The organism is uncultured Zoogloea sp., assembly GCF_937894855.1.
Taxonomy (GTDB): domain Bacteria; phylum Pseudomonadota; class Gammaproteobacteria; order Burkholderiales; family Rhodocyclaceae; genus Zoogloea; species Zoogloea oryzae.
Map to the genome: position 1 here is coordinate 1 of NZ_CALAYQ010000163.1, position 7,302 is coordinate 7,302.

The 7,302-nt window shown below is 65.7% G+C and carries 9 protein-coding genes and 1 pseudogene; all 10 read left to right on the forward strand.

What is annotated here, in order from left to right; genetic code table 11:
* Positions 1 to 464: pseudogene (locus Q0672_RS18280) on the forward strand (biotin synthase); the annotation flags it as partial.
* A gap of 10 nt (positions 465 to 474) precedes the next feature.
* Positions 475 to 1,359: a methyltransferase domain-containing protein gene (locus Q0672_RS18285; RefSeq protein WP_298624560.1), complete on the forward strand. Its 885-nt coding sequence runs from the start codon at positions 475 to 477 to the stop codon at positions 1,357 to 1,359.
* Positions 1,360 to 1,362: 3 nt separating this feature from the next.
* Entirely contained in the window at positions 1,363 to 2,010 is a 648-nt protein-coding gene (locus Q0672_RS18290) for a pyrimidine 5'-nucleotidase (RefSeq protein WP_153161773.1), read from the forward strand.
* A gap of 49 nt (positions 2,011 to 2,059) precedes the next feature.
* Positions 2,060 to 3,136 carry a 3-deoxy-7-phosphoheptulonate synthase gene (locus tag Q0672_RS18295; protein WP_298624563.1) on the forward strand — a complete coding sequence of 359 codons (1,077 nt, stop codon included), beginning with the start codon at positions 2,060 to 2,062 and terminating at the stop codon, positions 3,134 to 3,136.
* Positions 3,136 to 3,966 carry a phosphoserine phosphatase SerB gene (gene serB, locus Q0672_RS18300; protein ID WP_298624565.1) on the forward strand — a complete coding sequence of 277 codons (831 nt, stop codon included), beginning with the start codon at positions 3,136 to 3,138 and terminating at the stop codon, positions 3,964 to 3,966. The genes Q0672_RS18295 and serB overlap by 1 nt, the downstream gene beginning before the upstream one ends.
* A gap of 249 nt (positions 3,967 to 4,215) precedes the next feature.
* Positions 4,216 to 4,752, forward strand: a complete 537-nt coding sequence (locus Q0672_RS18305; RefSeq protein WP_153161776.1) for a C40 family peptidase — start codon at positions 4,216 to 4,218, stop codon at positions 4,750 to 4,752.
* A 39-nt stretch (positions 4,753 to 4,791) separates the two neighbouring features.
* Entirely contained in the window at positions 4,792 to 5,493 is a 702-nt protein-coding gene (gene aat, locus Q0672_RS18310; protein ID WP_298624571.1) for a leucyl/phenylalanyl-tRNA--protein transferase, read from the forward strand.
* A gap of 6 nt (positions 5,494 to 5,499) precedes the next feature.
* Positions 5,500 to 6,240 carry an arginyltransferase gene (locus Q0672_RS18315; protein WP_298624573.1) on the forward strand — a complete coding sequence of 247 codons (741 nt, stop codon included), beginning with the start codon at positions 5,500 to 5,502 and terminating at the stop codon, positions 6,238 to 6,240.
* Positions 6,241 to 6,252: 12 nt separating this feature from the next.
* Complete coding sequence (locus tag Q0672_RS18320) at positions 6,253 to 6,726, forward strand: hypothetical protein (RefSeq protein ID WP_298624575.1); 474 nt, start codon at positions 6,253 to 6,255, stop codon at positions 6,724 to 6,726.
* A gap of 41 nt (positions 6,727 to 6,767) precedes the next feature.
* A partial coding sequence (gene pyrD / locus Q0672_RS18325) for a dihydroorotate dehydrogenase (quinone) (protein WP_298624577.1) occupies positions 6,768 to 7,302 on the forward strand: 535 nt, incomplete at its 3' end.

The window sequence follows — 7,302 nt, forward strand, 5'->3', positions numbered from 1 at the left end:
TCTACGGCCAGATCATCACCACCCACACCCTGCAGGATCGCCTCGACACCCTCGAGAAGGTGCGTGACGCCGGCATCAACGTGTGCTGCGGTGGCATCGTCGGCCTCGGCGAGACCAAGAAGAGCCGTGCCGCGCTGATCGCCGAGCTGGCCAACATGAATCCGCCGCCGGATTCCGTGCCCATCAACAACCTGGTGCAGATTGAAGGCACCCCGCTGGGCAGCGCCGAAGCCATTGATCCGTTCGACTTCGTCCGCGTGATCGCCGCCGCGCGCATCACCATGCCCGAAAGCTACGTGCGCCTGTCCGCTGGCCGTCAGGAGCTCGGCGATGGTTTCCAGGCCCTGTGCTTCATGGCCGGCGCCAACTCGATCTTCTACGGCGAGCGCCTGCTCACCACCGACAACCCGGACGCCGACGCCGACGACAAGCTGTTCGCCCGTCTCGGCCTGAAGTCCATCTAAGCCTCACCCGATGACCGCTCCCGATTTCCAGCTCGACCCGCGCCTCGTGCGCCGTCGAGCCGGACGGGCTGCCGCGGGCTACGGCAAGGTCGACACCCTCGCGCGGGAAGTCTCTCGCCGCATGGGTGAGCGCCTCGACTACATCCGCATCACCCCGACGCGGATCCTCGACCTGGGCTGCGGCCCCGGCGCCGACCTCCCCGGTTTCGCCCAGCGCTACCCCGGCATTCCCCGCATCGCCATCGACTCGGCGCCGGCCATGCTCGCCCAGGCCCGCGGCGACACCGGCCTCCTCAAGCGCCTGCTGCGTTTCGGCAAGCCTGCCGAGCCGGACTTCATCTGCGCCGACGCCACCGCCCTGCCCCTCGCACGCAGCAGCGTGTCGCTCGTGTGGTCCAACCTGATGCTCCAGTGGCTGCACGATCCGCTGCCCGCACTGAAGGAAGCCCACCGGGTGCTCGAAGTAGGTGGCATGGTGATGTTCTCCACCCTCGGCCCCGACACGTTGAAAGAACTCCGCGCGTCCCTGCCGCAATCCGACGCCGAGCACCTGCACCGCTTCATCGACATGCACGACCTGGGCGACGCCCTCGTCAAGGCAGGTTTTGCCGACCCAGTGATGGACATGGACATGATCACCGTCACCTACGCCGGGCTCGACGACCTGCTCAATGCCCTGCGCACCAGCGGCTCCACCAACGCCTCCACCAACCGCCCCCGCGGCCTCGTCGGCAAGGGGCACTGGCAGCACCTGCGCAGCCACTACGAAAAGCTACGCAAGAACGACCGCCTGCCCGTCACCGTCGAGGTGGTCTATGGCCACGCCTGGAAAGCCGAGCCCAAGGTCGCCGACGACGGCCGCGCCATCGTCCGCTTCCAGCCCAAACCCGTCTGACCGATGCAACCCGTCTGGCTGTTCGACCTCGACAACACGCTGCACAACGCCAGCCCGCACATTTTTCCCCACATCAACCGCAGCATGACGGCCTACCTCATGCGCGAACTTGATCTCGACGAGCCGGCCGCCAACCGGATGCGGATGGATTACTGGCGACGCTACGGCGCGACGCTGCTGGGCCTCATGCGCCACCACGGCACCGATCCACGCCATTTCCTCGACGACACCCACCAGTTTCCGGATCTCGCCCGGATGGTCGTCTTCGACAGCGCGCTGCATCACCTGCTGCGTCGTCTGCCGGGGCGCAAGATCGTCTTCTCCAACGGCCCCCGGCGTTACGCCGAAGCCGTGCTCGACGTGATGGGCATCCGCCATCACTTTGCCGACGTCTATTCGGTCGAGCAGATGCGCTTTCACCCCAAGCCCGGCATCCGCGGCTTCCGGCATCTGCTCCGCGACCACCGCCTGAACCCGGCCCGCTGCATCATGGTCGAAGACAGCGCAGTCAACCTGCGCACCGCCAAACGCCTCGGCATGACCACTGTGTGGATCAGCCGCAGCCTGCGCAAGCCGCCTTTCGTCGATCACCGCCTGCCGTCGGTGCTTGGCCTTGCGCGGCGCACGATGCGCGGCGCCACTTCGAGGTAAAATGCCGGATTCGGCGCCCCGCGCGCCACGCTGATGAGCAGCCACCGCCATGACCACCGCCCAGACTGAAAACCTGAACATCGCGGCCTTCGACCGCATGCCCTCCCCCGAAGAGATCGTCGCCCGCGTCCCGCTGACCGACGCTGCCGCCAACGTCGTCCTCGAAGGCCGCCGCACCCTGCAGGCCATCCTCGACCGCAAGGATCCGCGCATCTTCGTCGTCGTCGGCCCGTGCTCGATCCACGATCCCGTCGCCGGCCTCGACTACGCCAAGCGCCTCAAGAAGCTCGCCGATGAAGTCTCCGACACCCTGGTGCTGGTGATGCGCGTCTACTTCGAAAAGCCGCGCACCTCCACCGGCTGGAAGGGCTACATCAACGATCCGTACATGGACGACTCCTTCCGCATCGACGAAGGCATGGAGAAGGCCCGCGACTTCCTGCTGCAGGTGAACGAAGCCGGCCTGCCCGCCGCCACCGAGGCCCTCGACCCGATCGCTCCGCAGTACTACGGCGATCTCATCGCCTGGACCGCCATCGGCGCCCGCACCTCCGAATCGCAAACCCACCGCGAGATGGCCTCCGGCCTGTCCACCCCGGTCGGCTTCAAGAACGGCACCGACGGTTCCCTCGACGCCGCAGTGAACGGCATCCTGTCGTCCGCCGCCCCCCACAGCTTCCTCGGCATCAACGCCCAGGGCCAGTCGTCGGTCATCCGCACCCGTGGCAACGCCTACGGCCATGTGGTGCTGCGTGGCGGCGGCGGCCGTCCCAACTACGACACCGTGTCCGTCTCCCTGGCCGAGAAGGCGCTCGTCAAGGCCAAGCTGCCGGCCAACATCGTCATCGACTGCTCCCACGCCAACTCCTGGAAGAACCCGGAGTACCAGCCGCTGGTGATGCGCGACGTGGCCCATCAGATCCGCGAAGGCAACCGCTCCATCGTCGGCCTGATGATCGAGAGCAACATCGAAGCCGGCAACCAGCCGATCCCCGCCGACCTCACCCAGCTGCGCTACGGCTGCTCGGTGACCGACGCCTGCGTGGATTGGGCGACCACCGAGGAGATGATCCGCAACACCCGCGACATCCTGCGCGACGTCCTGCCCCAGCGGAGCCAGGCTTGATGAATCTGGTAGTCCAGGGACGCAAGCTCGAAACCCGTGCCCTGAAGGATCTGACCACCCTTACCGGCTCGGAAGGGGTGGGTCGGCTTGGCCCGAATGCGGTTCGGCTCATCAACGCCAACCCGCACCCGGAACTCGCCGCGTACTGCGAAACCCACGAACTCGACTTCGCCTTCGTGCCCGAGGGGCGGCGGCTTGCGGATTTCCGGCTGTTCGTCACCGACATGGACTCGACGCTCATCACCATCGAGTGCATCGACGAAATCGCCGACATGCAGGGCCTGAAGACCGAGGTCGCCGAGATCACCGAAGCCGCCATGCGGGGCGAGCTGGATTTCCGCGAATCCCTCACCCGCCGCGTGGCGCTCCTCGAAGGTCTGCCGGAAGAGGCGCTGGGCCGCGTGTTCCAGGAAAGGCTGAAGCTCAACCCGGGCGCCGAAAGCCTGATCGCCGGACTCAAGAAGGCCGGCATCGTTACCGTGCTGGTGTCGGGCGGATTCACGTATTTCACCGAGCGCCTGCAGAAGCAGCTCGGTTTCGACTACGCCGTGGCCAATGAACTGGAAATCCGCGCCGGCAAGCTTACCGGCAAGGTGAAAGGTGACATCATCGACGGTGAGGCCAAGCGCCACACGCTTGAACTCGTCCGCAGACACCACGGCTTCGCATCCGAAACCGTGATCGCCGCCGGAGACGGCGCAAATGACCTGCCGATGCTGCTCGCAGCGGGGGTCGGCATCGCCTATCACGCAAAACCCGTCGTCCGGGAGAAGGCATCCTACGCCCTCAACCACAGCGGCCTGGACGGCATCCTGAACCTGTTTGCGTGACCTGATTGTTGGTGCGACTGGCGCGGGTGCTTCGCCACGGAAAGCCGAAGGGCCCTTTTGTGAAGATGTACTGACCGGTTCAGCTCATCTTCCGCGCGGCCTCCCGGACGTTACTGCCCGCGACCAGTGCGGAACGAATACTACCGGCACTGCCATCGGCATACTGTGGCGCAGTGCACATTGCGCAATGCAACATCGATATCCGTCGAAATTCTTTACACTAATTGCGTCATTCGGTAGACTGATGAAATGCCTATCAAAAAGACCATCGTCGGCTTTTTTGTAGCGGCCGCGCTCTCCGGCGCAGCCAACGCTGCGGAACCCATCGCACCGGCTCAGGAAGAAGCCCCCGCACCCACTGTGCTGGAGCGCTACTCCGATTCGATGCGCTCGCTCGTCACGCGCAGCCTCAACTTCCTTGGCGTCCCCTACCGCATGGGCGGCACCAGCCCCCTCACCGGCTTCGATTGCAGCGGTTTTGTCGGCAAGGTCTTCTCGGACGCCCTTGGCTTCGGCCTTCCGCGCACTGCAGCCGAGATGTCCCAGACCGGCGAGCAGGTCAAGATCAACGACCTCAAACCCGGCGACCTAGTGTTCTTCAACACCATGCGCCGTGCGTTCTCCCACGTCGGCATTTATCTCGGCAATTACCAGTTCGTGCACGCTCCCTCTGCCGGCGGCGTTGTTCGCGTCGAGGACATGCGTGTTTCCTACTGGGCTGCCCGCTACGACGGCGCCCGCCGCGTCCTGCCCAGCGCTTCGGCCCGGCCCACTCAGGCCAACTGATCCGTTGCCGGCACCGCCGGCCTCCTGGTTCGCTGTGACATGATTCCCTGGCTCGGCGACCAACCTGATTTTCCCCCCACATCCCGCGCCCTGCGCAACCCCAACGGCCTCCTTGCGGCCGGTGGCGCCCTGACACCCGACTGGCTGCTCGCAGCCTACCGTCGCGGCATCTTCCCGTGGTTCAACGACGGCGAGCCCATCCTGTGGTGGAGCCCCGATCCGCGGATGGTGGTCTTTCCCGATCAGATCCGCATCACCCGCTCGCTACGCAAGACGCTCCGCAACGCCTGCTACGAAGTTCGCCTCGACAGCGATTTCCCCGCAGTCATCCGCGCCTGCGCCGACACCCGCGAAGCCACCGGAACCTGGATCACGCAATCCATCCAGGATGCCTACATCCGGATGCACGAACTCGGCTACGCCCACTCGGTCGAAACCTGGGTCGATGGCGAACTTGTCGGCGGCCTTTACGGCATGGCGGTCGGACGCGCCTTTTACGGCGAGTCGATGTTCAGCCTCCGCACCGACGCCTCCAAGATTGCCTTCGTGCACCTGGCGCGCTTCCTTGAGCAACGGGATTTTCGCGTGCTAGATTGTCAAATGACCACCCGCCACCTGGCCTCGCTGGGTGGCCGTGAGATTCCCCGCGAAGATTTCGTGAAGCTGCTCGACACCCTCACCTGCGACGGCCCGCCGCCCGCCCGCTGGCCGATTGACGGTGCCCAAGCCCCCTGGACCTGACGTGCGATGCTCAAGGACTACCCCTATTCCCTGCTGCAGTTCTACGCCACGGCCCCTTACGCCTGCTCCTACCTGCCCGAGCGCCAGGCGCGCTCCCAGGTTGCCACTCCCAGCCACCTGATCGACACCCCGCTGTACAGCGAGCTTGTGCGCAGCGGGTTTCGCCGCAGCGGCATCTTCACCTATCGCCCCTACTGCGACGCGTGCCGCTCGTGCGTGCCGGTGCGCATCCCGGTGGCCGACTACCAGCCCAACCGCAGCCAGCGCCGTGCCTGGTCGGCCCACGCCCACCTGCTTCCCCGCGAGCTGCCGCTGGAATTCACCGAAGAGCACTACACCCTCTACCAGCGCTATCAGGCCAGCCGTCACGCTGGCGGCGGCATGGACCAGGACAATCGCGAGCAATACACCCACTTCCTGCTGCAAAGCCACGTGGACAGCCGCCTCATCGAGTTCCGCGAGGAAGGCATACTGCGCATGGTGAGCGTCATCGACTGCCTCACCGACGGCCTGTCCAGCGTCTACACCTTCTACGACCCGGACATCACCACCGGCAGCCTCGGCACGTTCGGCGTGCTGTGGCAGATCGAAGTGTGCCGCGAACTCGGGCTGCCCTATCTCTACCTCGGCTACTGGATCCGCGACAGCCGCAAGATGGCATACAAGGCGCGCTTCCGGCCGCTCCAGGGGCGCATCGGCGGCCAATGGCGCACCCTCACCGACGCCGACTTCACCCGCCTCGACTGACTCCACGCCGCCATGACCCTCACCACCCAGGCCCTGTGGGCCGCCGCGCTCGCCTGCTCCGCGATCAGCGCCAACGCCACGCCCAGCCTCGACGACCTCTCCACCGCCCCGCACCGGGACTGGCTGACGCTCTCCGGTGTCTCTCACCATTTCCAGCCCGACCGCCGCGACTGGCGCGAGGTGAATCCAGGCCTCGGCATGGAGCGCGAGTTCACCGGCACGCCCTGGGTGGCGTCCGCGGGCTATTTCCGCAACAGCTACGACCGCAACACCTTCTACCTGGGCGGGCGCTGGATGCCCCTCGAAGCCGGCCCGTTCCGCTTTGGTGCCTTCGGCCTGCTCGCCACCGGCTATCCGTCACCCATCCTCGTTCTGCCCGCCGCGTCGGCCCAGATCGGCCGCGTCGGCGCCAATCTGGTCGCCCTGCCCAATCTTCCCGGTTATAGCGGTTACGTCGGGCTACAGCTGCGTATCGCCGTGGATTGATTGAAGAAACAAGACTTTTCCGCACTGCGGTAGAATGGCGGATGCTCTACGAAATCGCCCGCCCGGTGCTGTTTTCCCTCGATCCGGAAACCGCCCACGAAACCACCCTCGCCGGCCTCAATCTCGCCGGTCGCCTGCTTCCTGCCGCCCGCCCGCTTCCGGCCAAGCCGGTCGAGGTCATGGGCCTGCAGTTCCCCAACCGCATCGGCCTCGCAGCCGGCCTCGACAAGAATGGCGAAGCTATCGACGGCCTCGCCCGCATGGGCTTCGGCTTCATCGAGATCGGCACGATCACGCCCCGCGCCCAGCCCGGCAACCCCAAGCCGCGCATGTTCCGGCTGCCCGAGGTCAAGGGCGTCATCAACCGCATGGGTTTCAACAACCACGGCATCGACGCGCTGATCGGCAATGTCCAGCAGATGAAGTTCCGCGGCATCCTCGGGATCAACATCGGCAAGAACGCCGACACCCCCATCGAGCGCGCCGCCGACGACTACCTGATCTGCCTCGACAAGGCCTACCCGCTGGCGAGCTACATCACCGTCAACATCTCGTCGCCCAACACCAAAAATCTGC

Coding starts and splice junctions, on each gene's coding strand:
- Q0672_RS18305 (WP_153161776.1), top strand. CDS start 4,216: ATGCCTATCAAAAAGACCATCGTCGGCTTTTTTGTAGCGGCCGCGCTC.
- Q0672_RS18315 (WP_298624573.1), top strand. CDS start 5,500: ATGCTCAAGGACTACCCCTATTCCCTGCTGCAGTTCTACGCCACGGCC.
- Q0672_RS18295 (WP_298624563.1), top strand. CDS start 2,060: ATGACCACCGCCCAGACTGAAAACCTGAACATCGCGGCCTTCGACCGC.
- serB (WP_298624565.1), top strand. CDS start 3,136: ATGAATCTGGTAGTCCAGGGACGCAAGCTCGAAACCCGTGCCCTGAAG.
- Q0672_RS18285 (WP_298624560.1), top strand. CDS start 475: ATGACCGCTCCCGATTTCCAGCTCGACCCGCGCCTCGTGCGCCGTCGA.
- aat (WP_298624571.1), top strand. CDS start 4,792: ATGATTCCCTGGCTCGGCGACCAACCTGATTTTCCCCCCACATCCCGC.
- Q0672_RS18290 (WP_153161773.1), top strand. CDS start 1,363: ATGCAACCCGTCTGGCTGTTCGACCTCGACAACACGCTGCACAACGCC.
- Q0672_RS18320 (WP_298624575.1), top strand. CDS start 6,253: ATGACCCTCACCACCCAGGCCCTGTGGGCCGCCGCGCTCGCCTGCTCC.